At 71.7% G+C, this 25768-nt stretch carries 24 protein-coding genes and 1 pseudogene; 9 read left to right on the top strand and 16 right to left on the bottom strand.

Annotated features, from left to right (window positions below):
- The first annotated feature begins 90 nt into the window (after positions 1-90).
- The 3 genes and pseudogenes from OHS18_RS45620 to OHS18_RS48685 all read left to right on the top strand — a co-directional run.
- On the top strand, positions 91-813 hold the full coding sequence (locus OHS18_RS45620) for a S1 family peptidase (RefSeq protein ID WP_328614983.1): 723 nt from the start codon (positions 91-93) through the stop codon (positions 811-813).
- A 73-nt stretch (positions 814-886) separates the two neighbouring features.
- Positions 887-1663 carry an exodeoxyribonuclease III gene (locus tag OHS18_RS45615; RefSeq protein WP_328614982.1) on the top strand — a complete coding sequence of 259 codons (777 nt, stop codon included), beginning with the start codon at positions 887-889 and terminating at the stop codon, positions 1661-1663.
- Positions 1664-1909: 246 nt separating this feature from the next.
- A pseudogene (locus OHS18_RS48685) lies at positions 1910-2050 on the top strand (SecDF P1 head subdomain-containing protein); the annotation flags it as partial.
- A 65-nt stretch (positions 2051-2115) separates the two neighbouring features.
- Here the strand turns inward: OHS18_RS48685 and OHS18_RS45610 are convergent.
- From OHS18_RS45610 to rpe, 5 genes are all read right to left on the bottom strand, one after another.
- Entirely contained in the window at positions 2116-2511 is a 396-nt protein-coding gene (locus tag OHS18_RS45610; RefSeq protein WP_328618692.1) for a PH domain-containing protein, read from the bottom strand.
- A 53-nt stretch (positions 2512-2564) separates the two neighbouring features.
- On the bottom strand, positions 2565-3071 hold the full coding sequence (gene ribH, locus OHS18_RS45605) for a 6,7-dimethyl-8-ribityllumazine synthase (protein WP_328458467.1): 507 nt from the start codon (positions 3069-3071) through the stop codon (positions 2565-2567).
- The gene (locus tag OHS18_RS45600; protein WP_328614981.1) at positions 3068-4396 is read right to left on the bottom strand and encodes a bifunctional 3,4-dihydroxy-2-butanone-4-phosphate synthase/GTP cyclohydrolase II; all 1329 of its coding nucleotides are present in this window, start codon (positions 4394-4396) and stop codon (positions 3068-3070) included. The genes ribH and OHS18_RS45600 overlap by 4 nt, the downstream gene beginning before the upstream one ends.
- Positions 4393-5025, bottom strand: coding sequence for a riboflavin synthase (locus OHS18_RS45595; protein ID WP_328458471.1), 633 nt, complete (start codon positions 5023-5025; stop codon positions 4393-4395). The genes OHS18_RS45600 and OHS18_RS45595 overlap by 4 nt, the downstream gene beginning before the upstream one ends.
- 88 nt (positions 5026-5113) lie before the next feature.
- The gene (gene rpe / locus OHS18_RS45590) at positions 5114-5785 is read right to left on the bottom strand and encodes a ribulose-phosphate 3-epimerase (protein ID WP_328458990.1); all 672 of its coding nucleotides are present in this window, start codon (positions 5783-5785) and stop codon (positions 5114-5116) included.
- Between the two features lie 121 nt (positions 5786-5906).
- On the opposite strand from rpe, the gene OHS18_RS45585 reads away from it, so the two are divergent.
- The 5 genes from OHS18_RS45585 (at position 5907) to OHS18_RS45565 (ending at position 11753) form a co-directional block, all read left to right on the top strand.
- The gene (locus OHS18_RS45585; RefSeq protein ID WP_328458473.1) at positions 5907-7106 is read left to right on the top strand and encodes a sensor histidine kinase; all 1200 of its coding nucleotides are present in this window, start codon (positions 5907-5909) and stop codon (positions 7104-7106) included.
- Positions 7103-7762 carry a response regulator transcription factor gene (locus OHS18_RS45580; protein WP_328458475.1) on the top strand — a complete coding sequence of 220 codons (660 nt, stop codon included), beginning with the start codon at positions 7103-7105 and terminating at the stop codon, positions 7760-7762. Before OHS18_RS45585 ends, OHS18_RS45580 begins: the two co-directional genes overlap by 4 nt.
- 156 nt (positions 7763-7918) lie before the next feature.
- On the top strand, positions 7919-9310 hold the full coding sequence (gene phoA / locus OHS18_RS45575; protein WP_328614980.1) for an alkaline phosphatase: 1392 nt from the start codon (positions 7919-7921) through the stop codon (positions 9308-9310).
- Positions 9311-9487: 177 nt separating this feature from the next.
- Positions 9488-10597, top strand: coding sequence for a serine hydrolase domain-containing protein (locus tag OHS18_RS45570; RefSeq protein ID WP_328614979.1), 1110 nt, complete (start codon positions 9488-9490; stop codon positions 10595-10597).
- Positions 10598-10631: 34 nt separating this feature from the next.
- The gene (locus OHS18_RS45565) at positions 10632-11753 is read left to right on the top strand and encodes a serine hydrolase domain-containing protein (protein ID WP_328614978.1); all 1122 of its coding nucleotides are present in this window, start codon (positions 10632-10634) and stop codon (positions 11751-11753) included.
- Between the two features lie 93 nt (positions 11754-11846).
- Here OHS18_RS45565 and OHS18_RS45560 read toward each other — a convergent pair whose 3' ends face one another.
- The 4 genes from OHS18_RS45560 to ggt form a co-directional block, all read right to left on the bottom strand.
- Positions 11847-12344, bottom strand: a complete 498-nt coding sequence (locus OHS18_RS45560; protein WP_328458483.1) for a flavoprotein — start codon at positions 12342-12344, stop codon at positions 11847-11849.
- Positions 12341-13765, bottom strand: a complete 1425-nt coding sequence (locus tag OHS18_RS45555; RefSeq protein WP_328458485.1) for an RsmB/NOP family class I SAM-dependent RNA methyltransferase — start codon at positions 13763-13765, stop codon at positions 12341-12343. The genes OHS18_RS45560 and OHS18_RS45555 overlap by 4 nt, the downstream gene beginning before the upstream one ends.
- The gene (gene fmt, locus OHS18_RS45550) at positions 13762-14688 is read right to left on the bottom strand and encodes a methionyl-tRNA formyltransferase (protein WP_328458487.1); all 927 of its coding nucleotides are present in this window, start codon (positions 14686-14688) and stop codon (positions 13762-13764) included. Before fmt ends, OHS18_RS45555 begins: the two co-directional genes overlap by 4 nt.
- Before the next feature lie 373 nt (positions 14689-15061).
- Complete coding sequence (ggt, locus tag OHS18_RS45545) at positions 15062-16861, bottom strand: gamma-glutamyltransferase (protein ID WP_328614977.1); 1800 nt, start codon at positions 16859-16861, stop codon at positions 15062-15064.
- A gap of 212 nt (positions 16862-17073) precedes the next feature.
- On the opposite strand from ggt, the gene OHS18_RS45540 reads away from it, so the two are divergent.
- Positions 17074-17898 carry a GH25 family lysozyme gene (locus tag OHS18_RS45540; RefSeq protein ID WP_328614976.1) on the top strand — a complete coding sequence of 275 codons (825 nt, stop codon included), beginning with the start codon at positions 17074-17076 and terminating at the stop codon, positions 17896-17898.
- Between the two features lie 45 nt (positions 17899-17943).
- Here the strand turns inward: OHS18_RS45540 and OHS18_RS45535 are convergent, their stop codons facing one another.
- From OHS18_RS45535 to mihF, 7 genes are all read right to left on the bottom strand, one after another.
- A complete protein-coding gene (locus OHS18_RS45535; protein ID WP_328614975.1) occupies positions 17944-19653 on the bottom strand; it encodes a DUF262 domain-containing protein in 1710 nt (569 codons plus the stop codon).
- 92 nt (positions 19654-19745) lie between these two features.
- On the bottom strand, positions 19746-21863 hold the full coding sequence (locus tag OHS18_RS45530) for a primosomal protein N' (RefSeq protein ID WP_328614974.1): 2118 nt from the start codon (positions 21861-21863) through the stop codon (positions 19746-19748).
- A gap of 117 nt (positions 21864-21980) precedes the next feature.
- Positions 21981-23183 carry a methionine adenosyltransferase gene (gene metK / locus OHS18_RS45525; RefSeq protein ID WP_328614973.1) on the bottom strand — a complete coding sequence of 401 codons (1203 nt, stop codon included), beginning with the start codon at positions 23181-23183 and terminating at the stop codon, positions 21981-21983.
- Between the two features lie 93 nt (positions 23184-23276).
- Positions 23277-24497 (bottom strand): bifunctional phosphopantothenoylcysteine decarboxylase/phosphopantothenate--cysteine ligase CoaBC, encoded by a 1221-nt coding sequence (coaBC, locus tag OHS18_RS45520; RefSeq protein ID WP_328614972.1) that lies wholly within the window; start codon positions 24495-24497, stop codon positions 23277-23279.
- The gene (gene rpoZ, locus OHS18_RS45515; RefSeq protein ID WP_005152353.1) at positions 24490-24759 is read right to left on the bottom strand and encodes a DNA-directed RNA polymerase subunit omega; all 270 of its coding nucleotides are present in this window, start codon (positions 24757-24759) and stop codon (positions 24490-24492) included. The genes coaBC and rpoZ overlap by 8 nt, the downstream gene beginning before the upstream one ends.
- The gene (gene gmk, locus OHS18_RS45510; RefSeq protein WP_442875317.1) at positions 24756-25424 is read right to left on the bottom strand and encodes a guanylate kinase; all 669 of its coding nucleotides are present in this window, start codon (positions 25422-25424) and stop codon (positions 24756-24758) included. The genes rpoZ and gmk overlap by 4 nt, the downstream gene beginning before the upstream one ends.
- Positions 25421-25738, bottom strand: coding sequence for an integration host factor, actinobacterial type (gene mihF / locus OHS18_RS45505; RefSeq protein ID WP_013224622.1), 318 nt, complete (start codon positions 25736-25738; stop codon positions 25421-25423). The genes gmk and mihF overlap by 4 nt, the downstream gene beginning before the upstream one ends.
- Positions 25739-25768 lie beyond the last annotated feature (30 nt).

Genomic DNA, 25768 nt, shown 5'->3' with positions numbered 1-25768 from the left:
TCTTCCGACCTTCGTCGGTGTCCCCCTGTGTGACGCGGTGGTTACTTTCCGACCCAGCAGGATCGGGTCCCATCCGAAAGGATCACCACCGTGAGCTCTCTCCGTGTCCTAGGTGCCGCTTCGGCGGCCGCCGTCGCGCTGACCCTCGCCGGTGGCGCCGTCGCGTCGGCCGGCGTCCAGCCGAACATCGTCGGGGGCTCCACCGCCCCGGCGGTCTCCTGGGGCGCCCAGGTGTACGTCAACACGCCCGGTCGCGACTTCCAGGGCTTCAACTGCTCCGGCACGGTCATCGCGTCGCGCTGGGTGATGACCGCGGTGCACTGCCTCGACCAGGACGGCTCGGGCATGCACGTCAAGGTCGGCAGCAACACGCTGTTCTCCGGCACGCAGATCGCCGTCGACGGCAAGTACGAGTCCCCCAACGGCGACATCGCCCTGCTGCACCTGGCCTCGGCGACCAGTACCGGCCCGATCTCGCTGGGCAGCGCGGACCCGTCGACCGGCAGCACCAACCAGCTCTACGGCTGGGGCCGCACCACGCCGACCGGCCCGCCGGCGTCGGCGCTGAAGGTGGCGAACGTCCAGGTGACCGGCCGCTCGTCGGATGCCTACGGCGGCCGCGCGATCCAGAGCGTCGGTGTCAACGGCTCGGCCTGGAAGGGCGACTCGGGCGGCCCCGAGGTGTCGAACGGCGTCCAGGTCGGCGTCGCCTCGACGGTGCAGAACCAGAGCGGGACCAACACGCGCGGCACGAACAACTACGCGAGCGTGGCGTCCAGCCGGTCCTGGATCCGGACGACCGCCGGCGTCTGAGGGTTCTTCTCGGAAGGGGCGGCGCTTTTCGTGCCGCCCCTTTCCTGTCGGTGGGATGTGGGAAACTCGCGGCATGCGGATCGCCACCTGGAACGTGAACTCCATCATCCCCCGCCTGCCCCGGGTGCTGGAGTTCCTCGAGCAGTCCGCGCCGGACGTGCTGTGCCTGCAGGAGCTGAAGAACACGACGGAGAAGTTCCCGGCCGCCGAGGTCGAGGCGCTCGGCTACGAGGTGGCCGCGTACGGGCTCGGGCGCTGGAACGGCGTCGGGATCGTCTCGCGGGTCGGGTTGTCCGACGTGGTGCGCGGGCTGCCGGACGAGCCTTCCTTCGAGGGCGCCGCCGAGGCGCGTGCGATCGGCGCGACGTGTGGTGGCGTGCGGGTGTGGTCGGTGTACGTGCCCAACGGGCGCGAGCCGGACAACCCGCACTACGCGTACAAGCTGGAGTGGCTGGAGACCCTGCGCTCCATGGCGGCCGCGGAGCTTTCGGCCGGGCCGTTCGCGATCCTGGGCGACTTCAACGTGGCCCCGGCGGACGAGGACGTCTGGGACATCGCGGTGTTCACGGAATCGACGCACGTGACGCCCCCGGAGCGCGAGGCCCTGGCAAGGCTGCGGAAGCTGGGCCTGACGGACGTCTTCCCGAGGCCGCTGAAGTACGACCACCCGTTCACCTACTGGGACTACCGCGCGGGCAACTTCCCGAACAACAAGGGCATGCGCATCGACCTGGTGTACGGGAACACGCCCTTCACGGACGCGGTCACGGACTCGTACGTGGACCGGAACATGCGGAAGGGCAAGGGCCCGTCGGACCACGCGCCGATCGTGGTGGACCTGAGTCTCTGACGCCCGCGTAACAACGGGGTCCGTCCGCCGGCTCGGGGCTCATGCGCTTCGCAGTGGTGCTCTCGGCTGTGCCCTGGTGATGATCGTGGCCGACGCTTCGCGGGTCGGCGGCGCGCCTCCTTCGCCGGCCGCGCGGCAGAACACCGATGCGGCGGAGCAGACGGCGGCCGTGCGGGCGATCGACGGCACTCCAGGCCGCGCCGATCCGCCGGCCGGACACGACGACCGGACCTTGCCGCTGGTCACGTGCGGGCAGACCGACAACACGGCTTCAAGTCCGAGGGCACGAAGATCTGGGCCGATTCCACGAGCGAGAACGTCAACCGGCAAGCCGCGTTCGTCGTGGACAGCCAGGTCATCTCGGCGCCGGTCGTCCAAGTCGCGATCCTCGACGGCAGCACCCAGATCACCGGCACATTCACCGAACAGCAGGCCGGGCGGCTCTCCGGTCGTCAGCCGCCGGTGGCCGCGCGGTGCAGTTTGCGCAGCGCCCGCACCGCTTCCACCGCGCGGGCCCGGTCCACGGACTGGACGGCCATCACCGCGTGGTACTCGTCCTCCGGCAGTTCCAGGCGGGCCCACGACGCGCCGTCCGGGAAGCTCACCGACAGCACTTCGCTCCACGCGAACCGGCGGGTCATCAGCACGTTGCGGACCTCGATGCCCTCGGCGTCGGCCCGCACCCGGGCGATCACGAACAGCATCACGCCCGCCGAGAGCAGGATGCCGATGCCGACCATCGCCGCCTGGTCGGAGCGCTGGAAGTGGACGCCGGTGTTGCCGTTGCGCAGCAGCACCGCCACCACGATGAACACCGCCAGCAGCGCCACCGCCAGCACGCTGCACATGATCAGCGCCCGGCGCGGCCGGATGACCAAGGTCGCCGATGAAGTAGCCACGCTCACACGAAACCCCGCTCGGTCCACGGCTGGCGCAGGGTCCGCAGCACGTGCGCGGTGTCCAGCGCCGCGACCGTCGCCTCGTAGCCCTTGTCCTCTTTCGAGCCGGGCCGGCCCGACCGGTCGAGGGCCTGCTCTTCGGTGTCGCACGTCAGGACGCCGTTGCCGACCGGGGTGCTCTCGTCGAGGGCCACCCGGGTCAGGCCCGCCGTCACCGCGTCGCACACGTACTCGAAGTGCGGGGTGCCGCCGCGGATGACGACGCCCAGCGCGACGACCGCGTCGTGGTTGCGGGCCAGGGCCTGCGCGACCACCGGGAGCTCGATCGCGCCCGCGACGCGGACGACCGTCGGCTCGTCTTCGAGCTCGGCCTCCTTGGCCGCGACCAGGGCCCGCTCCAGCAGGAGGTCGGCGATGGGCGCGTTCCACTTGGTGGTGACGATGCCCAGCTTCAGCGACTTGCAGTCGGAGAGGTCCAGCTTGAGGTCGGGACGGCCCTCGCCGCTCACTGTGCTCCTCCGTCGGGGTGTTCGGGACCGGCGCCGACCTGGTCGTAGTGCTCCAGCTGGGCCAGGTCGTGGCCCATCCGGTCGCGCTTGGTCCGCAGGTAGCGCAGGTTCTCCGGGTTCGGCGAGATCGGCAGCGGCACCCGCCCGGTGACGCGCAGGCCGTACCCCTCGAGACCGATCCGCTTGGCCGGGTTGTTCGACAGCAGCCGCATGGTCCGGACGCCGAGGTCGCAGAGGATCTGCGCGCCGGTGCCGTAGTCGCGGGCGTCGGCGGGCACGCCCAGCGCGAGGTTGGCGTCGACGGTGTCGGCGCCGTCGTCCTGCAGCTGGTAGGCCTGCAGCTTGTGCAGCAGGCCGATGCCGCGGCCCTCGTGGCCGCGGATGTAGAGCACCACGCCGCGCCCCTCGGCGGCGACCGCGGCGAGCGCGGCGTCGAGCTGGGGGCCGCAGTCGCAGCGCAGCGAGCCGAAGACGTCGCCGGTCAGGCACTCGGAGTGGACGCGGACCAGGATGTCCTGGCCGTCCCCGATCTCGCCGTAGACGAACGCGACGTGCTCGATGCCGTCGAGCAGCGAGTCGTAGCCGACCGCGCGGAACGTGCCCGCGGCCAGCGGGATACGCGCCTCGGCGACCCGTTCGACCTGCTTCTCGGTGCGACGGCGGTAGGCGATCAGGTCGGCGATGGTGATGATCGCCAGGTCGTGGTCGGCCGCGAAGACCTCGAGCTCGTCGCGGCGGGCCATGTCGCCCTCGTCCTTCTGCGACACGATCTCGCAGAGCACGCCGGCCGGGTTCAGCCCGGCCATCCGGGCCAGGTCGACCGACGCCTCGGTGTGCCCGGGACGGCGGAGCACGCCGCCCTCCTTCGCGCGCAGCGGGACGACGTGGCCGGGGCGCCGGAAGTCCTTCGCGGACGACGCCGGGTCGGCGAGCAGCCGGATGGTGTGCGCGCGGTCGGCGGCGGAGATGCCGGTGCTGATGCCGTCGGCCGCGTCCACCGTGACGCTGTACGCGGTGCCGCGCGCGTCCTGGTTCGTGTGGTACATCGGCGGCAGGTCCAGCCGATCCGCCTCGGCTTCGGTCAGCGCGACGCAGACGTAGCCGGAGGTGTAGCGGACCATGAAGGCCAGCAGCTCCGGGGTCGCCTTTTCCGCCGCGAAGATGAGGTCGCCCTCGTTCTCGCGGTCTTCGTCGTCGACCACGACGACCGGACGGCCCGCCGCGACGTCCGCGATCGCCCGTTCGATGGCGTCGGCGTCGAACACCGCCCCGGTGCCGCACGGGGTCCAGCCCGCTTCGGGCTCTGCCGCACTCGTCTCGCTCATGACCGCTGCTCCTCCGTGCCGCCGTCCCGATTCTGCACCTGGTCGCGGATGTGCGCCTCGGCCAGCTTTTCGACGTACTTCGCGACCACGTCGACCTCCAGGTTGACCAGGTCGCCGGCCTCGCGGCCGCCGAGCGTGGTCACCTCGAGCGTGGTCGGGATCAGCGCGACCGCGAACTGGTCGCCGGTGATCGCGGCGACGGTCAGCGAAATGCCGTCCACCGCGATCGAGCCCTTCTCGACGACGTAGCGCGCCAGGTGCTCCGGCAGCGCGAAAGTCGTGACGCCGTTCTCGTCGCGCGAGAGGAACACGCCGGTCCCGTCGACGTGGCCCTGCATGATGTGCCCGCCGAGCCGGCCGCCGGCCGGGGTGGCGCGCTCCAGGTTGACGCGGTCGCCGACCGCGACCTTGGCCAGGCTGGAACGCTGCAGGGTCTCGTTGACGACGTCGACGGTGAACTCGCCGCCGGCGACGTCGACCACCGTCAGGCAGACGCCGCTGACCGCGATCGAGTCGCCGTGCCCGGCGTCACTCGTCACCAGCGGCCCGCGGACCCGCAGGCGCGCCGCGTTCGTCACCTGCTCGACCGCGACGACCTCGCCGATCTCCTCGACTATGCCGGTGAACACGTCCGCTGCCTCCTTGTAGCCGGGTCCCTCTCCATCCAACACCCGAGGCACCCGCGCGGCTTCTCCGCCCGCGCCTCGAACCGGAGATTCAGCCCGCTCGGACGCGCGCGGCCTGCTCGCGCAGGGCGGCGACGGCCTTCCCGGGGTCGCCGGCGCCGTAGACGGCGGACCCGGCGACGAAGCAGTCGACGCCCGCTTCGGCGGCCTGCTCGATGGTCTCGGCGTTGATCCCGCCGTCGATCTCGACGACCAGCTTCAGGTGCCCGGTGTCGACCAGCCGCCGCGCGGTGCGGACCTTCCCGAGGACGTCCGCGATGAACGACTGCCCGCCGAAGCCCGGCTCGACCGACATCACCAGCAGCGTGTCGTAGTGCTTGAGCACGTCGAGCCACGGCTCGAGCGCGGTGCCCGGCTTGACCGACAGGCCGGCCTTGGCACCCGCGGCGCGCAGGTTCTTCGCCAGCGCGACGGGGTCCTTCGCGGCCTCGGCGTGCACGGTGACGTTGTAGGCGCCGGCCTCGGCGTACCCGATCGCCCAGCGGTCGGGGTCGTCGATCATCAGGTGGCAGTCGATCGGCACGTCGGTGCTCTTGAGCAGCGCTTTGACCACGGGCAGGCCCAGGGTCAGGTTGGGCACGAAGTGCGCGTCCATGACGTCCACGTGCACCCAGTCGGCGCGGTTGTCCCCGGTGCCGGCCACGGCGGCGATCTCCTCGCCGAGCCGGGCGAAGTCCGCGGAAAGGATGCTGGGAGCGATCAGGGGTCGGTCTGCCACGTCCCGAGTGTAGGAGGCCACTGCTAACGGTCGCTAACCGGTTGTGACCAGAATCTGGCTCCCGAGAGGGAGGTCACCCCGCCCCCGGCCGCCCTACGCTCGCCGCATGTCCGGATTCCTCCTGTCCCTGACGCGGATCGGCAGCTACCGCAGCCTGCTCCACGCCGCCGCGGGCGCCGCCATCGCGGTGCCGGTGGCCCCGTTCGCCCTCGCCGTGGCGGTGTCCGTCGACGTCGACTCCCGGCTCCGCGCGCTCATCGCCCTGCTCGCCCTGGCCGTGCTGATGGGGCTGCTGGGCCTGCTGGGACCGGTGCGGCGCCTCGGCGTCGGCCTGGCCAACACCCTGCTCGGCACCGGCGTCCCGGCGCCCGAGCGGCACCCGGGCGCCGGGGCGCGGCTGCGCTCGGGCCTGTGGCTCGCGCTGCACACCGCGGCCAGCGGCGTCCTGGTCACCGTGCTGGCCTTCCTGGGCCTCGGGATGCTCGTGCCCGCGGTGTGGCTGGCGGGTGGCCAGGACCGGATCTCGCTGTTCTGGTCGGACGTCCCGCTCGGGGCGTGGACGATCCTGTTCGGGGTGGTGGCGGTCGTCGCGGCGCTGGTGCTGACCGCGGCCGCCACCCTCGGTCTCCGCGTCGGCGCGGCCGCGCTGCTGGGGCCGTCCGCGGCCGAGCGCGCGGTGCTCGCCGAACGCCGCGCCGCCGTGCTCGCCCAGCGCAACCGGCTGGCCCGCGAGCTGCACGACTCGATCGGGCACACGCTGACGACGTCGACGCTGCACGCGGCGGCCGCCGCCGACCTGGTCGAGGCGGACCCGGCCCAGGCGCGGCGTGCCCTCGCCACGATCGAAGAATCCTCGCGCAGCGCCCTGGAAGACCTCGACCACGTCCTCGGCCTGCTGCGCGAAGAGCCGGCCGCGAAGGAGCCGACACGCACGTTGACCGAGGTGGACGTCCTCGCCGTCCGCGCCCGCGACGCCGGGCTCGACGTCCGGCTGACCGTGCGCGGCCCGGTCGCCGCGCTGCCCGCCGCGGTGTCGCGCGAGGGCTACCGGATCGTCCAGGAAGGCCTGACCAACGCCCTGCGGCACGCCGGGCCGGGCCGGGTGGACGTCCGCGTCGAGGCCGGGCCGGACCGGCTGGAGATCGCGATCGTCAACCCCCTGGACGGGGAACGCGCACGCTCGGGACGTCACGGGCTGGAGGGGCTCGCGGAGCGCGTCGAAGCACTGCGCGGCGAGCTCGACGCCGGCCCGGACGGCGAGCGGTGGCGGCTGAGCGCGACCATCCCGCTGCGGACGGGCGCGTGAGCCCGACCGTCCTGCTGGCCGACGACGAACCCCTGGTCCGCGCCGGCCTGCGGGCCCTGCTGGAGCAGCAGGGCCTGACGGTCGTCGGCGAGGCGGCCGACGGCGCCGAAGTGCTGCCCGCGGTGCGCCGGACCGGGCCGGACGTCGTGCTGATGGACGTCCGGATGCCCGGCACCGACGGCATCGAGGCGACCCGGCAGCTCCTCGGGGCGCTCGCCGAACCGCCGAAAGTCCTCGTCGTCACGACCTTCGACAACGACGACTACGTGCACGAAGCGTTGCTGGCCGGGGCCAGCGGGTTCCTGCTGAAGCGGGCGCGCAAGGAGGAGATCGCGCACGCCGTGCGGACCGTCGCCGCCGGCGAGTCGCTGCTGTTCCCCGAGGCGATCCGGCGGCTGGTGAGCGCGCGGACGCCGGGCGGGGAGCACGCGCGGGCGGCGAAGAAGCTGACCCGGCGCGAAGCCGAGGTGCTGCGGCTGATCGCCACCGGACTGTCCAACCAGGACATCGCCGCCGCGCTCGTGATCAGCCTCGAGACCGTCAAGACCCACGTGGGCAACATCTTCGGGAAGCTCGGTGCGGGCAACCGCAGCCAGGCCGTGGTCATCGCCTACGAAGCGGGCGTCGTCCGGCCGGGACACCTCGCCGGTCAATAACCGACGTGCTCCCGGTCACCCACGGGAAGCCAGGTGTTCGGCCAGCCGCCACCTGACGCTCACCTCGCGTCCGTGCACGGCACACGTGCAACCGGACTAATAACCCGTGTCCGGAATCCGGACCTTTACTTCCCGAAGTCCCCGAAGAGGAGAAACATGGCTTCGCTGCTCACCGGCCGCCGCCGGTGGCTGGTCGCCGGCGCGCTCGGCGCCGCACTGGTCGCCGCCGCCCCGGTCGCCCTGGCCGCCACCGGCTCCGGCCCCGCCGACGCGCGTTCGGCCGGCACCGGCGACCGCACCAACGACGTCCGCTCCGCGATCCAGGGCGGCAGCGCCCGCAACGTCATCCTGTTCATCGGTGACGGCATGGGCCAGTCGGAGATCACCGCCGCCCGCAACTACGAGCGCGGCGCCGCGGGCCGGCTCGCGATGGACGAGCTGCCCCTGACCGGCGACTACACGACCTACGCCGTCGAGCAGAACAACCCCGGCAAGCCGAACTACGTGACCGACTCGGCCGCGTCCGGCACCGGCTGGGCCACCGGCACCAAGTCCTACAACGGCGCGATCTCGGTCGACGCGTACGGCAACGACGTGCCGACGATCCTCGAGATCGCCAAGCGCAACGGCCTGCGCACCGGCGACGTCACGACCGCCGAGGTCCAGGACGCCACCCCGGCCGTGCTCGGCTCGCACGTCGTCAGCCGCGACTGCAAGGGCCCGGTCGAGACGACCGCGAAGTGCGCGAAGAACGCCAAGGAGAACGGCGGCCTCGGCTCGATCTCCGAGCAGCTGGTGCAGACCCGCCCCGACGTCCTGCTGGGCGGCGGTGCGACGTACTTCGACCAGAAGGTGACCGCCGGGAAGTTCAAGGGCAAGACCGTGCTGGAGCAGGCCAAGGCGGCCGGCTACAACGTCGTCAACACCGCGGCGGACCTGGCGGCGGCGAAGAAGGGCAAGCCGGTCCTCGGCCTGTTCGCCAAGAACAACATGCCGGTGAACTGGACCGGCCCGGCGGCCGTGCACGGCGGCACCGCACCGGCCCGCTGCACCCCGAACGCGGCGCTGCCGAAGACCCAGCCGAAGCTGGCCGAGCAGACCCGCAAGGCGATCGAGCTGCTCGAGGACCGCCACAGCGACAAGGGCTTCTTCCTGCAGGTCGAGGGCGCGAGCATCGACAAGCAGGACCACGCGGCCGACCCGTGCGGCCAGATCGGCGAGACGGTCGACTTCGACGCGGCGATCGCGGCGGGCACGGCGTACGCCCGCAGCCACCCCGACACCCTGGTGCTGGTGACCGCCGACCACGGTCACAGCAGCCAGATCGTCGAGCCGACGGCCACCCCGGGCCTGACCGCGACGCTCGTCACCAACGAGGGCGCGAACATGACCCTCGCCTACGGCACCGCGGAAACGGGCGGCTCGCAGTCGCACACGGGCACCCAGGTGCGCATCGCGGGCCTCGGCCCGCAGGCGGCCAACATCGTCGGCCTGACCAACCAGACCGACCTGTTCGGCACGCTGAAGCGGGCCCTGCGCCTGCGCTGATCTGCGTAAAGCCGTGAAGGCCACCTTGAGGGACGCTATGTCCCTCAAGGTGGCCTTCACGGCTTTCGGGCTCCGGTGGTGGGGCAGGCCCCCGGATCGTTCGGGCGGTCAGCCCCAATGCCCCGTGGTGCCGGGCTCCCTAGGTTGGGGAGCACCACAACACCAGGGGGTTGTTTCATGCGGAAGTCCTTACACGGCAGGCAGATCGTCGCCTGCGGCACGCTCGTCGCGCTCCTCGCGGCGACCACCGCGGCGCCGGCGCTCGCCGTTACGAGCCCGCTCCAGGGCGCGCTCGACACCCTGACCGCCCAGGACGGCGTCCCGGGCGCCGAAGCCGTCGTCCAGGACGGCTCCCGGACGCGGGTCACGCGCAGCGGCACCGGGGACGTCGCCACCGGGAAACCGTTCCCGCGCAACGGTTCCTTCCGCGTGGGCAGCGTCACGAAGTCGTTCGTCGCGACCGTCGTGCTCCAGCTCGCCGGCGAGGGCCGGGTGAAGCTGGACGCGCCGGTCGAGCGGTACCTGCCGGGCCTGCTGCCGGACCGGCGGATCACCGTGCGGCAGCTGCTGCAGCACACCAGCGGGCTGTACAACTACACCGACGACCTGGACCTGTCCGATCCGGAGGCACTGCGCCACCGCGGCGCGGACCCGGCCGAGCTGGTGGCGATGGCGGTGAAGCACCCCGCGTTGTTCCCGCCCGGCACGACCTGGTCGTACTCGAACACCAACTACATCGTCGCGGGGATGCTCGCCGAACGCGTGACCGGGCACGCGCTGGGCGACGAGATCGCCCACCGGATCACCCTCCCGCTGGGCCTGCGCGACACCTACCTCCCACGCCGCGGTGACGAGAAGCTGCCCGCGCCGCACGCCGTCGGTTACGTGCCGATCGACGGAAACCTGGTCGACTTCAGCGACTACGACGCCACGATCGCGGGGGCGGCGGGCGGGCTCGTGTCCACCCCGGCCGACCTCGACCGGTTCTACGGCGCCCTCCTCGGCGGCCGGCTACTGCGTCCCGCCGAGCTGGCCGAGATGCGGCGCACGGTCCCGGCCGACCTCGGCGTCCCGGGCGCCCGCTACGGCCTGGGGCTGGGCAGCATCCCGCTCTCGTGCGGGGAGTTCTGGGGCCACGAAGGCGGGGTCCTCGGCTTCACGAACCTCGCCGGCGTCGGCCCGGGCGGCCGGCGCGCGACGGTCGTCCTCAACCAGAACCCGGCACCGGAAGCCGCGGAGGCGCACCTGCTCGCGGCGACGGACGCGGCGCTCTGCTCAGGCCGGTAGGTCCAGGAACACCGAGACCCCAGGGGGTTGTTTCATGCGGAAGTCCTTACGCGGCAGGCAGATCGTCGCCTGCGGCACGCTCGTCGCGCTCCTCGCGGCGACCACCGCGGCGCCGGCGCTCGCCGTTACGAGCCCGCTCCAGGGCGCGCTCGACACCCTGACCGCCCAGGGTGGCGCGCCCGGCGCCGAAGCCGTCGTCACCGACCACGGGCGCGTCACCGAGACGCGCAGCGGGATCGGCGATCTGACCACGGGGAAGCCGTACCCGCACGACGCCGTGTTCCGCGTCGGCAGCGTCACCAAGACGTTCGTCGCGACGGTGGTGCTCCAGCTCGTCGCCGACGGGAAAGTGCGGCTCGACGAGCCGATCGAGCGTTACCTGCCCGGTCTTGTCGCCGGCAACGGGAACGACGGCCGGCAGATCACCGTGCGGAACCTGTTGCAGCACACCAGCGGGCTCTACAACTACACCGACGACGTGCTGACGGCGGACCCCGAGTCCCTGCGCCACCGCGGTGCCGAGCCCGGCGAACTGGTCGCGATCGCGCTGCAGCACCCGCCGTTGTTCGCACCCGGCAGTTCCTGGTCCTACTCGAACACCGACTACATCGTCGCCGGGATGCTCGTCGAAAAGGTGACCGGACACAGCCTCGCCACCGAGATCGACCGCCGGATCGCCCGGCCGCTCGGCTTGCGCGACACGTCGCTGCCCGGCCGCGGCGACGAACACCTGCCGGCGCCGCACCCGCGCGGGTACCTGACGCTCGGCGGGCCCCCGACCGACTTCACCGACTTCGACCCGTCGATCGCCGGCGCCGCGGGCGGGCTCGTGTCGACCGGCCGGGACCTCGACACGTTCTTCAGCGCGTTGCTGGCCGGCCGGCTGCTGCCCGCCGCGCAGCTCGCGCAGATGCGGCGCACGGTCCCGGCACCGAGCGAGCCCGGCGCCGACTACGGCCTCGGCCTGATCCGCCGCACGCTGCCGGACGGCACGCCGTACTGGGGCCACGACGGGGGCATCTTCGGCTTCGCCACCTTGGCCGGCGCCCTCGACGGCGGCCGGGCCGCCGCCGTGTCGGTCAACGAGCTCCCCGCCCCCGACGGCGTGCAGCAGAACACCGAGACGGCGTTCGAGGTCGCCCTGGCCCGGAGGTAGCCGGAACTGTCGGTGCCACCCGGTAGCGTGGAAATCGGGGGCGGCGCCCCACCCGTTGTTCAGGGAAACGGCCTGTTCAAGGCAGCGGCCGGCTCAGGGCAGCAGGTCCAGCACCTCGGTCCACGGCCGCCCGACGTCCAGGCGGTGCAGCGTCACCCCGGCCTCCGCGAGGGTGCCGAGGTGGCGCTGCCACGCCGGGTGGTGCACCCGGGTGTCCTGGATCTGGTAGGCCACGACGATCGTGATCCCGGGCGCGCCGAGGACGTCACCGAGCACGGTCAGCGCCTGGTTGTCCGCGATCCCGAGCGCCAGCTTCGCCACCGAGTTGGCCGACGCGGGCGCGAACAGGAACACCGACGGGTCCGGGTGCGGCCGGGGCTCCCCCGGCAGCCGGGACGCGCTGCGCACCGGCAGGTCCGTCGCCGACTCGACGTCGGCGAGGGTGCCGGTCGACTCGAGCCAGCGCATCGCCGTCGGCGTCAAGGTGATCGCCGTCCGCCAGCCGCGGGCGGCGGCGGGCCGGGCCAGCTCGGCGGCGAACCGGACGTCCAGCCCGCCGCACGAGCCGGCGACCAGCCCGAGGTCCCTCACGGTTTGCGCAGCACGGCGCAGAACATCGCGTCGGTGCCGTGGCGGTGCGGCCACAGCTGCACGTACGGCCCGTCACCGAGCTCGGGCACGCCGGGGAAGAACTCCCGCGAGTCCAGCACTTCGGCCTTGAGGCGCCGCGCCGTCTCGCCCACCACGCCCTCGGTCTCCGCCAGGTGCGGCGAGCAGACGACGTAGGTGAGCGCGCCGCCGGGCCGCAGCAGGGCGTAGGCCGCGGTGATCAGCTCACCCTGCAGCTTCGTCAGGTCCGCGACGTCGGAGGGCTGACGCCGCCAGCGCGCCTCCGGCCGCCGTCGCAGCGCACCGAGGCCGCTGCAGGGCGCGTCGACCAGGATCCGGTCGTAGCCCGGTTCCAAGCCGCTTTCGCGCCCGTCGGCGACGTGCACCTTCACCGGCAGGCCGATCGTGGCCTTCTCGACCAGCTTCGCGCGGTGCGGCGCCTTCTCGACGGCGTCCACCCTCGCGCCGCTCAGCGCCGCGAGGGAGCCGAGCATGACCGCCTTGCCGCCGGGGCCGGCGCACAGGTCGAGCCAGCGCTCGTCCGAGCCCTCGACCGGCACCTTCGTCGCGGCGATCGCGCAGAGCTGGCTGCCCTCGTCCTGCACCGCGGCCAGCCGCTCGCGGATCGGCTCGGCGTCGGCCGGGTCGCCGGCGCCCGCGGGCAGGCGCACGCCGTAGGGCGAGTACGGCGCCGGGTCGCCGCCGGTGATCGCGGCCAGCTCGTCGGCGGTGATCTCGCCGGGGCGGGCGACCAGGTGCACCTCGGGCCGCGCGTCGTCGGCTTCGAGCGCGGCCTTGAGGCCGGCACCCTTGTCGCCCAATGCTTCGGCGAACGACCGGGCGATCCACCGCGGGTGCGCGGTGCGCAGCGCGTACGCGCCGATCGGGTCGGTCGAGTCGTCCGGCGCCAGCTCGTCGAGCCAGGCGTTTTCGTCCTTTTCGGACACCTTGCGCATGATGGCGTTCGCGAAACCCGTGGCCCACGAACCGGCTTCGGCGCGCACGAGGTCCACAGTGGACGTCACCGCGGCGTGCTCCGGGATGCGCGTGCGCAGCAGCTGGTAGACGCCGAGGCGCAGCGCGTCCAGCACCGTGGGGTCGGTCTTGGCCAGCGGCCGCTCGGCGTTGGCCTCGATGACGGCGTCGAGCAGGCCCTGCGCCCGCGACGTGCCGTACGCCAGCTCGGTGGCCAGCGCCGCGTCCCGGCCGCTGATCCGCCGCTCGCGCAGCAGGTCCGGCAGGACGAGGTTGGCGTAGGCGTCCTTCTCGCGCACGGCGCGCAGGACGTCGAACGCGGCCTGGCGGGCGGCGTCCACCTCCGGCGGGCGGCGCGGGCTTTCCTTGCGCGGGGCCGGGTGGCTCCGCTGCGGCCGTGACGGCCGGCGTTCCCTGTTGTCGTTCACCGGAGGCGTTCTCCCTGCTCGATCCGTGTTCCGCGAGCCCAGTCGGTGGCCGCCATCCGTTTCTTGCCGGGTGCCTGGACTTCGCCGAGCCGCAACGGCTTCGTCGCCGTCCCGACCAGCACCCGTTTGCGCTCCAGCACGAGCTCGCCCGGCGGCGGGCCGGGTTCGTCGAGCACCGTGACCGGGCCGAGCTTCAGCCGTTCCCCGCGGAACTCCGCCCACGCGCCCGGGTCCGGGGTGACCGACCGGATCTGGCGGTCGACCGCCGCCGCCGGGTCGGCGAACGACACCCGCGCGTCGTCGACCGTCACCTTCGGCGCGTAGCTGAGGCCCTCGGCGGGCTGCTCCTGCGCGCGCAGGGAGCCGTCGGCGAGACCGTCCATGGTGGACAGCAGCAGCTTCGCCCCGGACTCCGACAGCCGGCCGAGCAGCTCGCCCGCGGTGTCGGTCGCGGCGATGGTCTCGGTGACCACCCCGAAGACCGGGCCCGCGTCCAGCTCCTTGACGATCCGGAAGGTCGACGCGCCGGTGATCTCGTCACCGGCGCGGATCGCGGCCTGCACCGGCGCGGCCCCGCGCCACGCGGGCAGCAGCGAGAAGTGCAGGTTCACCCAGCCGAGCGACGGGATGTCGAGGGCGGACTGCGGCAGCAGCGCCCCGTAGGCGACGACCGGGCAGGCGTCCGGCGCGAGCTCGGACAGGCGCGCGAGGAAGGCCGGGTCGCCGGCGCGGGCGGGCGTCAGCACCTCGATGCCGTGCTCGTCGGCGAGCGCGCCGACGGGCGACCGGACGACGTGGCGACCGCGCCCGGCCTGGGCATCGGGCCGGGTCACGACGGCGACGACCTCATGGCGCCCGGAGTCGAGCAGAGCGCGCAGGGCGGGGACCGCCGGGTCGGGGGTGCCGGCGAAGACGAGCTTCATCGGCCCACCCCCGGCGGGAGCAGGGAGGATTCACGTGGCTGGAACATCGGGCCTGAGTCTAGAAGGCCCCGTTCGGCCGGGCGCGCCAGTGCCCACCTTGGGCCGCGGTTGTCCACAGCCGGGCCGTGATGTGGACAACCGGACGGCCGGTGACCGTTTCCCGGCTTCTCGTCGGGCGCCCCCGGTAAACTGGGAGCGGGGCCGGACCCCCGGTGAGGGCGGGGGCTGCTTTGGGGGGCGGGGGCTGCTTTGGGGGGCTGAGTCGCGGCGGGCCGGACGTCGGGACGTCGTCACCGGCCGGACCGCGTCGGGACCGACCCGGCTCGCGAGCCGGCCCGCGTCGAGCCTGGGCCGCGCCGCGAGCCGGACCGCGTCACCAGTGCGTGGGCCACACCACCTGGGCCGAGCCGATGCCGCGGCGGACCGGTTCCGCCGCCGCCAGCCAGCGGCCATCGCGCAGACGCTCGACTCCGGTGGCCGCGCCGATCTCCGCGGGCGCCGTCGAGAAGCCCTGGCCGCGGGCCTTGAGCACGGCCGTCTCGGGCAGGTTCAGGAACTCCTGCTCGACCTGCGCCTGCGCCGAGTTCCGCTGGGACGCGCGCGGCGCCGCGATGGCGTCCTCCAGCGACAGGCCACGGTCGATCCGGCCGGTCAGCACCTGCAGCACCGTCGTGATGATCGACGCGCCGCCCGGCGAGCCGGTGGCGAAGAACGGGCGGCCGTCCTTGAGCACGATCGTCGGCGCCATCGACGAGCGCGGCCGCTTGCCGGGGCCGGGCAGGTTCGGGTCGGGCACTCCCGGCGTCACCGGGGTGAACGAGAAGTCGGTCAGCTCGTTGTTGAGCAGGAACCCGCGGCCCGGCACGACGATGCCGCTGCCGCCCTCCTGCTCGATGGTCAGCGTGTAGGCGACGACGTTGCCCCACTTGTCGGCGACCGTCAGGTGCGTGGTGTTCTCACCCTCGTACGGCGTCGGCGCGCCCGTCGTGCCCGCGGCACACGGCGTGGCGTGCTTCGGGTCGGCCGGGGCGACCGGGCTGGTCGCGGCCTTGTCCTTCGAGATCAGGCAGGCGCGGCTGTCGGCGAAGTGCTGGCTCAGCAGTTCCTTGGCCGGGACGTCGATCACGGCCGGGTCGCCGATCCAGCGGTTGCGGTCGGCGAAGGCGAACCGCGTCGACTCCAGGAAGTACTGCAGGTAGTCGGCCTTGCTCGCGTGCTTGAGGTCGTAGTTCTCGAGGATGTTGAGCGCCTCGCCGACGGTGAGCCCGCCCGAGGACGGCGCCGGCATGCCGTAGACGTCCAGGCCGCGGTACTCGGCGTGGGTCGGCGTGCGCTCGATCGCCCGGTAGTCGGCGATGTCCCGGGCGGTCAGCTTGCCGGGGCGCACGTTGAGCGTCGAGGCGGGATCTTTCGGCGGATTCTGCACGGTCTTCGCGATGTCCGCGCCGATCGGCCCCTGGTAGAGCGCGTCGACGCCGCCGCGTTCCAGCTGCGCGTACGTCGCGGCGAGATCCGGGTTCTTGAAGACGGTGCCGGGCGCGGGCGGCGCGCCGTTCGGCAGGTACAGCGAGCGCGTCGACGGGAACGCGGCGAACCGCGCAGCGTTGTTCGCGATCTGCGTCTGGAAGGTCGGGTCGACGACGAATCCCTTGCGCGCCAGGTTCTCCGCGGGCTTCAGGGACTTCGCCAGTGAGCGCGTCCCCCACTTGCGGAGGGCCTCGGACCACGTCGCGGGGGTGCCGGGAACGCCGACGCTCAGCCCGCTCGTGACGGCGTCGTTGAACGGCAGCGGCTGGCCGTTCTCGACGAAGAGGTTCGCGTCGGCGGACTTCGGCGCGGTCTCGCGACCGTCCAGCGTGTGGACGCGGCCGGTCTTGGCGTCGTAGTAGACGAAGAACCCGCCCCCGCCGACCCCGGCGGAGAACGGGTCGGTGACGCCGAGCGCGGCGGCGACCGCGACGGCCGCGTCGACGGCGTTCCCGCCGTCGCGCAGGACCTGGGTGCCGATCGCGGTGGCGTCGGCGTCGATGCTGGCCACGGCGCCGCCGAAGCCGGTGGCGACCGGGCTCTTCGGGGTGGGCGTGGCGGCGGTGGCGGGTCCGGTCGCGACGGTCGTGAGGAGCGCGGCCGTGGCGGCGATGACGAGGGTTCGGCGACTCCGGAGCGCGGGCATGCGGGCGAGTCTGCCCCTTGCGTGAGGGCGCATCAAGCGCCAAAGGGCGCCGGGAATCCCTTTCGTCCGATCCGTTGGCGATTCACGAGCTCGGACGTAGCGAGAAATTGAATCACATGGAGCAGTGACATGACGTGCGCAGATGTAACAGACTCATGCCGCGCGGCCCTGCACAGCCGCGCACCGCGAGGGCAACCCGAAAGGAACGCACGATGACAGCACAACGACGGGGGTGGCGCCGCCTGTTCGGCGCCGCGCTCGCGGTCTCGACCTCCCTGCTGGTCGTGACCGCCACCGGCGCGAACGCGGCGCCGGGGCTCCCGGACCAGGACGCCACCGGCAACCACGAGATGGGCGCGGCGATCCGCGCCCACGACGGTGTCAGCGTCGCCCCGGCCGGCTTGGCCCCGGCGTCGGTGGACGCGAGCGTCCCCGGCATCGACGTCAGCTCCTACCAGGGCAACGTCAACTGGGCGTCGTACTGGAGCGCGGGCAAGAAGTTCGCCTACGTCAAGGCGACCGAGGGCACGGGCTACGTCAACGCCTACTTCAGCCAGCAGTACACGGGTTCGTACAACGTCGGCATGATCCACGGCGCCTACCACTACGGCCGCCCGGACCTCGCGGGCGGCGCGGCCCAGGCCGACTACTTCGTCGCCCACGGCGGCGGCTGGTCGAAAGACGGCAAGACGCTCCCGGGCACGCTCGACATCGAGTGGGGCCCGAACAACGCGTGCTACGGCAAGACCGCGGCCCAGATGGTCGCGTGGATCAAGGCGTTCAGCGACGAGTACCACAAGAAGACCACCCGCTGGCCGGTGATCTACACGGCGACGAGCTGGTGGAGCCAGTGCACCGGAAACACGGGCGACTTCAGCTCGACGAACCCGCTGTGGGTGGCGCGGTACGCGTCAACGGTGGGGACGCTGCCGTACAAGTGGGGGTTCTACACGTTCTGGCAGTACAGCTCTTCGCCCATCGATCAGGATCAGTTCAGCGCGGACATCTCACGCCTGAAGGTCCTGGCGACCGGCTGACACCCGGGTCGGGAGCACGCCACGCGCCTGGCGTGCTCCCGTTCTTCAGTTCAGTTCGTCCGGCTCAGAGGGCACCTCGACCCGATCCTCCAGAGACCAGGTCCGCGCCAACAGGCCGACCAGCTCGTCTTGACGTCTTTTCAATGATTCGGGCGTCCACTCGGGTGTCGCCAGCACCTGCGTGGTCAGGGCGAAATTAGACACCCCGGACTTGGAGGTGAAGTAACGCCCCTTCTTGACGACGAAGTCGTAGTTCTGCGCTTCCGAGTTCTTGGTCCGGCTCAACAGAACCAGGTTGGCCAGCCGATGCGTCCAGTGCACCCGCTGTTCCGACGTGAACAGCTGCCGCCACTCGCTTTCGGGGCGCGGATTCTGAGGCAGCACGTGCTCGACGGTAATGATCTTGGGCGGGTGCTCGAAGACAGGCGGGTCAGAGAGGACTTCGTTGAGCCTGATGAGCACGAACTTGCGAACCGCGGTCTGGGTGTAGATCTCTCCCCGCAACCGCCCGATCACGTCTCCTTGCTCGTCTTCGGTGAGTTCGAGCGCGGCCGAATCGAGTCCGCGGCCGGCGTCGAGCTCGCGCAAGAGCTGCCCGATGCGTTGCCCGCGACCATGGGTGTTGTACCGGCGCACCAGCATCGAGGCACCGAGCCGCTCGAGTCTCTTCAAGAACTCGATCAGCCAGTCCCGGTCGAACTGATGGTGGGTGAGCGCCCAGAGCGCCGGTGCCTGCCAGTCGAAGTTGTCCAACCGGTGCAGGCGGCGCAGCCATCGGTTGATCTCGCCCGCGTCGGGCACGGACTGATAGTCACATGTGATTATGTCCCGGTAAGCGCGCCCATAGGGCTCCAAGACCTCGTCCACGAAGTCGGCGGCACGTCCGGGCAGGAAACCGCTCAGCACATGGCTCTCGAACTCCAACAGCAGTTGTTCGCGAGCCCGGACCTTCATGTACACCATCCGGATGTGGGAAAAGAGATCGGAGAACCCTTCCCGGTCGAGATCGGCCTCCAGGTCTTCCCACTTGCCCGCGTACTTTTCTTTCGAGCTGTCCGGAAGCGCGCCGATGACCTTCGACTTGAAGATGTCAGCGGGCGACAGCTCGACACCTCGGGAGTTCATGACCGAGAAGATCCGGTAAGCACTGGTCAGCTCCGACGTACTGACCACGACGAGGAACGTCCGCTGGACGATCGTCTTCGCCAAGGCCAGCCGGTCGGCCGCCGGCCGCTCGGCCAGCTTCTTGCGCAGTGCAATGACGTTCCCGACGATGCGGGCTTGGGCGTCGTTCTCCGGGGCGGATCCGGCGGCCAGGACTTCCATCCCGCCCCGATCTTGGACGTGCTTGCGGAAGAAGTCTTCGTCCCGCGGTCGCAGGCGTAGCCGCGGGCGGGACGCCAGATCCTGGATCGTGTCGCCCGGCTCCCAGATCAGCTTGTCCAGGTTGCCGGCGTCGTCGGAATTCGCGGTGAGTTCCCTCAGCACCGACAGCAGGATGGTCAACGTCGTCAGTCGCTGCTGCCCGTCGATGACCTGCGACAGCGGGCTGTCGGCCTGCTTGACCAGCACGACGGATCCGAGGAAGTACGGGTCTCCGGGCTCCCGGGCCATCACCTCGTAGAGGTCTTCGAGCAGCTGAACAGCTTGCTCTTCGCCCCAGGTGTAAGGGCGCTGGTAGTCTGGTATCACGAACTCGTAGTCACTTGAAAACACCTTGGACAGGGGTACTTCGTGTGCCTCGAGTCTTTTCATCAACCGATCCGCTCAATACTCGACCAGGACTACAACCCAATCGCGGCGGTCGTTCAGCCTGTTACAAAGGATGCTCGCCGTGGCCTCCCTCGCTAAATGAGTTCCATCGGGTCCAGTTGGATGCGGATCGGTTCCGTGGCCTTCCGGGCGTCACGCCGGGCCGCCGCTGCGTGGATTGCTGCTGCCAGCGCTTTTCCTTCGCTGCGGGAAACCCGGACCAGGGCGCGTTCTCTCTCCGCGTTGCCCTCCTCGTCCAGCTCGCCCAGCGGGACCGGGCCCAGGACCTCTCCGGATGGCGGCAACGGCAGGTCGTCCAGAACGCCCGCTACCGCGTCCGGCGTGCCCTCGACGCTCGCCATCCGCATTGCCGGGGGGAAGCCCAGTTCTCGGCGCTCGGCCAGCTCCTGCGACGCGTGCCACGCCGGGTCCCAGCGGACCAGGGCCTGGACCACCGCCATTCCCGCCTCGGCTCCGACGATCACCCGGCCACCCGACGAGCCGGGGCGGACCAGGGCCGCCGCGGCCATCCAGCGGCGCAGTGTTTCCTCGCCCGCTCGCAGGTCCTGGCGGCCCAGCAAGGCCCAGCCGTCCAGCAGCAATGCCGCGCCGTAGCCGCCTTCGGCCACCGGTTCCGCTCCTGGCGTGCAGACCACCAGCGCGGGTTTGCCCGGTACCGATGCGAGCACCTCCGACGCGCCGGACGTGCGGACCGGGATGCCCGGGAACGCGCGGCCCAGCTCCTCCGCCGTCCGCTTCGCGCCGACGATCACCGCTCGCAGGCGGACCGAGCCGCACGCCGGGCAGCGGAACGCTGTTTCCGGGACGCCGCACCACCGGCACCCCGGCGGTTTCGGCCGGCCGTCGATCGAGCCGCCGGGCAGCGCCAGCGGGCCGGCGCAGCGGCGGCAATGCGCCGGGGTGCGGCAGTTTCCGCACGCCAAGCCCGGCACGTAGCCGCGTCGCGGGACCTGGATCAGGGTCGGGGCGCCCGCCGCGAACGCCTGGCGCGCCGCTTCGAACGCCACCGCCGGGAGGCGGGCGACGCGGGCGGCTTCGTCGCGGGCGACGTCGAAGTCCTCGCCGACTGGGGTGACGCGGGGGGCCGCCGCGCGCAGTTCCGCGCGGTCCGCCAGGACCGGGGCCGCCCAGCCCGACTCGACGAGCAGCTGGGCCTCGGCCGTCCGGGCGAAGCCGCCGACCAGCAGGGACGCCTTCGCCGTGTGCGCGCGGTCCATCAGCACGTCGCGGACGTGCGGGTACGGCGCGTGCTGGTCCAGGTGCAGGTCGTCGCCGTCGTCCCAGACCACGAACAGGCCCGGCTCGGCGACCGGCGCGAACATCGCCGCCCGGGTGCCGACCACCACCCGGACCGCGCCGCGCAGCACCGCGAGCCAGCGCCGGTAGCGCTCGGCGGGGCCGAGCCCGGCGATCAGGGCGACGACGCCGTTCTCCCCCACGAGCGCGGCGCACGCTTCGTGCACCCGCGTCAGGTCTCGGTGGTCCGGCACGACCAGCACGGCGCCGTGCCCGGCCGCGGCGGCGGTCGCCGCGGCCTCGGCCAGCCGGCGCGGCCAGTCCTCGCCCGGCAGGGCCTGCCAGACGGCGTTCGCGGGCCTCCCCTCGGCCAACGCCTCCAGGAACGCCGGGCCGCGCTGGTAGCGCGCCCAGGCCGTGCTGTCGGGCACCTCCGGGAACTCCGCCGTGACGGCAGGCGGCTCGCTCTCGACCTTCGCGTGCCGCGGCGGGATCGCGAGCCGCAGGACGTCCGAGAGGGTGCCGCCGTAGCGGTCGGCCACCGCGCGGCAGAGGGCGTGCAACGACGGCGTCAGCACCGGTTCGGCGGAGGTGACGCGGTCGAGGAAGGCCAGTTTGCTGCCGTAGTCGGTCGTCTCGGCGCGTTCGACGAGGTAGCCGTCGACCAGCTGCCCGGCGAACCGGACGCGGACCCGGCAGCCCGGCACCGCGGTTTCGTGCAGCTTCTCGGGCACGCGGTAGTCGAAGGTACGGTCGAGGTGCGCCAGCGGGATGTCGACGACGATCCGCGCCACGGACCGCTCGGGCGCGGGCTGCTGGGCGCCCTTCGCCTTCTCCCCCGGCTTCGGTGCCTTGGACGGCTTCTTCCGGGCACGCGACGGCACCGCGGCTTTCGCGGCGGCGGGCGGCGGCTCCTCGGGAAGCTCCCAGAGGGCGGCGGGCTCGGAACTGCTCACCCCGAGATCTCTACCAGAACCCTCCGACAGGACCCGACAGCCCCGACGCCAGAACGCCGTGAAGGCCACCTTCAGGGACATAGAGTCCCTCAAGGTGGCCTTCACGGACCGGGCGGATCAGGCTCCCGCGGCCGACTTCAGGTCCGCGGCGCGGGCGGTGCTCTCCCACGGCAGGTCCAGTTCCGGACGGCCGAAGTGGCCGTACGCGGCGGTCGGCGCGTAGATCGGGCGCAGCAGGTCCAGGTCACGGATGATCGCCGCCGGACGCAGGTCGAACACCTCGGTGATGGCCTGCTGGATCTTCGACGGATCCACCGTCTCCGTCCCGAACGTCTCCACGAACAAGCCCACCGGCGCCGCCTTGCCGATCGCGTACGCGACCTGCACCTCAGTCCGCGTCGCCAGCCCAGCGGCGACGACGTTCTTCGCCACCCACCGCATCGCATACGCCGCGGAACGGTCGACCTTCGACGGGTCCTTGCCCGAGAACGCGCCACCACCGTGACGGGCCATACCGCCGTAGGTGTCGACGATGATCTTGCGGCCGGTCAGGCCCGCGTCACCCATCGGACCACCGATCACGAACCGGCCGGTCGGGTTGACCAGCAGCCGCGCACTCGAGGTGTCGATGCCCAGGTCTGCGAGCTCCGGGCCGACGACGTGCTCCTTGACGTCGACGCTGAGCATCTTGTCTAGGTCGATCCCGTCCGCGTGCTGCGACGAGACCACGACCGTGTCGAGGCGCACCGGCTGGTCACCGGCGTACTCGATGGTGACCTGGGTCTTTCCGTCGGGACGCAGGTAGGGCAGGACGCCGTCCTTCCGCACCGCCGTCAGGCGACGGGAAAGGCGGTGTGCCAACGCGATCGGCAAGGGCATCAGCTCCGGGGTGTCGGAGCACGCGTAACCGAACATCAGGCCCTGGTCACCCGCACCCTGGCGGTTGATCTCGTCCTCGTCCGACTCGACGCGGGACTCGTACGCGGTGTCGACGCCCTGGGCGATGTCGGCCGACTGCGACCCGATCGCGACGTTGACACCGCACGAGTTGCCGTCGAACCCCTTCGCCGAGGAGTCGTAGCCGATCCGCAGGATCACGTCCCGCACGATCGTCGGGATGTCGGCGTAGGCCTCGGTGGTCACCTCACCGGCGACGTGGACCTGGCCGGTGGTGATCAGGGTCTCGACCGCGACGCGGCTGCGGGGGTCCTTCGACAGCAGACCGTCGAGGATCGAGTCGCTGATGGCGTCGCAAATCTTGTCGGGGTGCCCTTCGGTCACCGACTCCGAGGTGAACAATCTGCTGCTAGACGCGGTCACGGTGGCCGTCACTTCCTCACCTTGTCGTCGGATGCCCCGAAACTTAGGCACCCCTTACCTGTGCAAGCGTACTGACTATCGCTCGGGGGACAGTCAATGCTTCATGAAGCTCACCACAGCGTCCCACAGGGTGGACGCCAGCTCGGCTTTCCGCGCCAGAGGTATAGGGATTTCCGTGCCGTCGGCGGCCAGTAGCCAGCCCGAATTGTCCTCGGTGCCGAACGCCTTGCCGTCGCCGACGGCGTTGACCATCAACAGGTCGGCGCCCTTGCGCTTGAGCTTCACGCGGGCGTGGTCGAGGACGCTGCCGTGCTCGTCGCCGGTCTCGGCGGCGAACCCGACGACGACCTGACCGGCCCGCCGGTGCCGCACCAGCTCGGCGAGGATGTCGGCGTTGCGGTCGAGGGTGATGACCGGATCCGGCTGGTCGTCGGACTTCTTGATCTTGACCTCGGCGCGGTTCGCCGGCCGGAAGTCGGCCACGGCGGCGGCCATCACGACGACGTCGGCCGAAGCGGCCGCCTCGTGCACCGCGACCCGCATCTCCTCGGCGGTCGACACGTGCTTCACGGTGCTGCCCGCCGGGTCCGGCAGGGCGACCGTGTGGGCCGCGACCAGGGTGACCTCGGCGCCGCGCTGGGCGGCGACGCGGGCCAGCGCGTAGCCCTGCTTGCCGGACGAGCGGTTGCCCAGGTAGCGGACCGGGTCGAGCGGCTCACGCGTCCCACCGGCTGAGACGACGACGCGGACGCCTTCGAGGTCGCGGGGCAGGGCGCCGGGCTTGGCCAGCAGCAACCGGGCGAGGTCGACGATCTCGGCGGGGTTCGCCAGCCGGCCCTTGCCGGTGTCGACGCCGGTCAACCGGCCCGAGTCCGGCTCGGCGACCACCAGGCCGCGGGACCGCAGCAGCGCGACGTTGTCGCGGGTGGCGGGGTGCTCCCACATCTCCGTGTGCATCGCCGGGAAGAAGGCGATCGGGCACCGGGCGGTGAGCAGGGTGTTCGTCAGCAGGTCGTCCGCGATGCCGTGGGCGGCCTTCGCGAGCAGGTTCGCGGTGGCCGGGACGACGATAACGAGGTCGGCCTCCTTGCCGACGCGGACGTGCTGCACCTCGGGCACCTCGGTGAACACGCCGGTGTGCACCGGGTGCCCGGAGAGGGCTTCGAAGGTGGCCGCGCCGACGAAGTTCAGCGCGGCTTCGGTGGGCACCACGCGGACGTCGTGACCGGATTCGGTCAGCCCTCGCAGGACCTCACAGGCCTTGTAGGCGGCGATGCCGCCGCCTACGCCCAGGACGACGCGGGGTTTACTCACCCTCGGTGTGCTCGAGCAGGCCACCGTGGATCTCGCGCAGCGCGATCGAGAGCGGCTTCTCGCGCGGGCCCGGCTCGACGAGCGGGCCGACGTACTCGAGCAGGCCCTCGCCCAGCTGGGCGTAGTAGTCGTTGATCTGGCGGGCACGCTTGGCCGAGTAGATCACCAGCGCGTACTTCGAGCTGACCTTCTCGAGGAGGTCGTCGATCGGCGGGTTGGTGATGCCCTCGAGCTCTTCGTGCAGGGTCGCCTGAGTCGTCACTCGTGGTGCTCCGAATCCGTTGGGCTACCGGCGGCAAACTGCTCGCCGGTAATCAAGCTTAGCAAGTGCTCAGCGGCCTCACGCACGTCGGCGTTGACGAGGCGCTCGTCGAACTCCCCGGCGGCGGCCAGCTCACGCTCCGCTTCCGCCAGCCGGGTCTGCACCGCGGCCTCGCTCTCGGTGCCGCGCCCGGTGAGCCGGCCGACCAGTTCCTCCCACGACGGCGGCATCAGCATCACGAGCCGGGCCTCCGGCATCGCCACGCGGACCTGACGGGCGCCCTGGAGTTCGATCTCCAGGATCGCCGGCCGGCCGTCGGCGAGGGCCTTCTCGACGGGCTCGCGCGGGGTGCCGTAGCAGTTGCCCGCGAACTCGGCCCATTCCAGCAGCCGGCCGTCGGCGACCATCGCGTCGAATTCGACGCGATCGACGAAGTGGTAGTGCGCCCCGTCGATCTCGCCGGGGCGAGGCTTGCGCGTGGTGACCGAGACGCTGAAGTAGATGTCGGGCTCCAGCTTCCGCAGTTCGCCCACCACGCTCGACTTCCCGACACCGGACGGCCCCGATACGACCGTGAGCCGGTGCCGGGAGAGATCCCCCGTCACCGGCTCACTGCCGCGGTCGGCGCCCCGGCTCGCCGGGTTGTCCTGACCGACGCCGCTCACTCGCCGCTGAACTCGGCCAGCAGCGCCTTGCGCTGCCGGTCGCCGAGGCCGCGGAGACGACGGCTGGGGGCGATCTCCAGTCGTTCCATGGTCTGCTGAGCGCGGACCTTGCCGACGCCCGGAAGGGCCTCGAGCAGAGCCGAAACCTTCATCTTGCCGAGGACTTCGTTCTCCTCGGCCTGCTTCAGCACGTCGACCAGAGTGGTACCGCCCCGCTTCAGCCGCTCCTTCAGCTCAGCACGGATCTTGCGAGCAGCGGCGGCCTTCTCCAGCGCCGCAGCACGCTGTTCCTCTGTCAGCTGGGGAAGTGCCACGTTTTCCTCCGGTAGTTCTCAAATCTGGGT

It is taken from the genome of Amycolatopsis sp. NBC_00355, from assembly GCF_036104975.1.
In the GTDB taxonomy this organism is placed as follows: Bacteria; Actinomycetota; Actinomycetes; order Mycobacteriales; family Pseudonocardiaceae; genus Amycolatopsis.
This window is presented reverse-complemented; position numbering and strand designations above follow the sequence as displayed.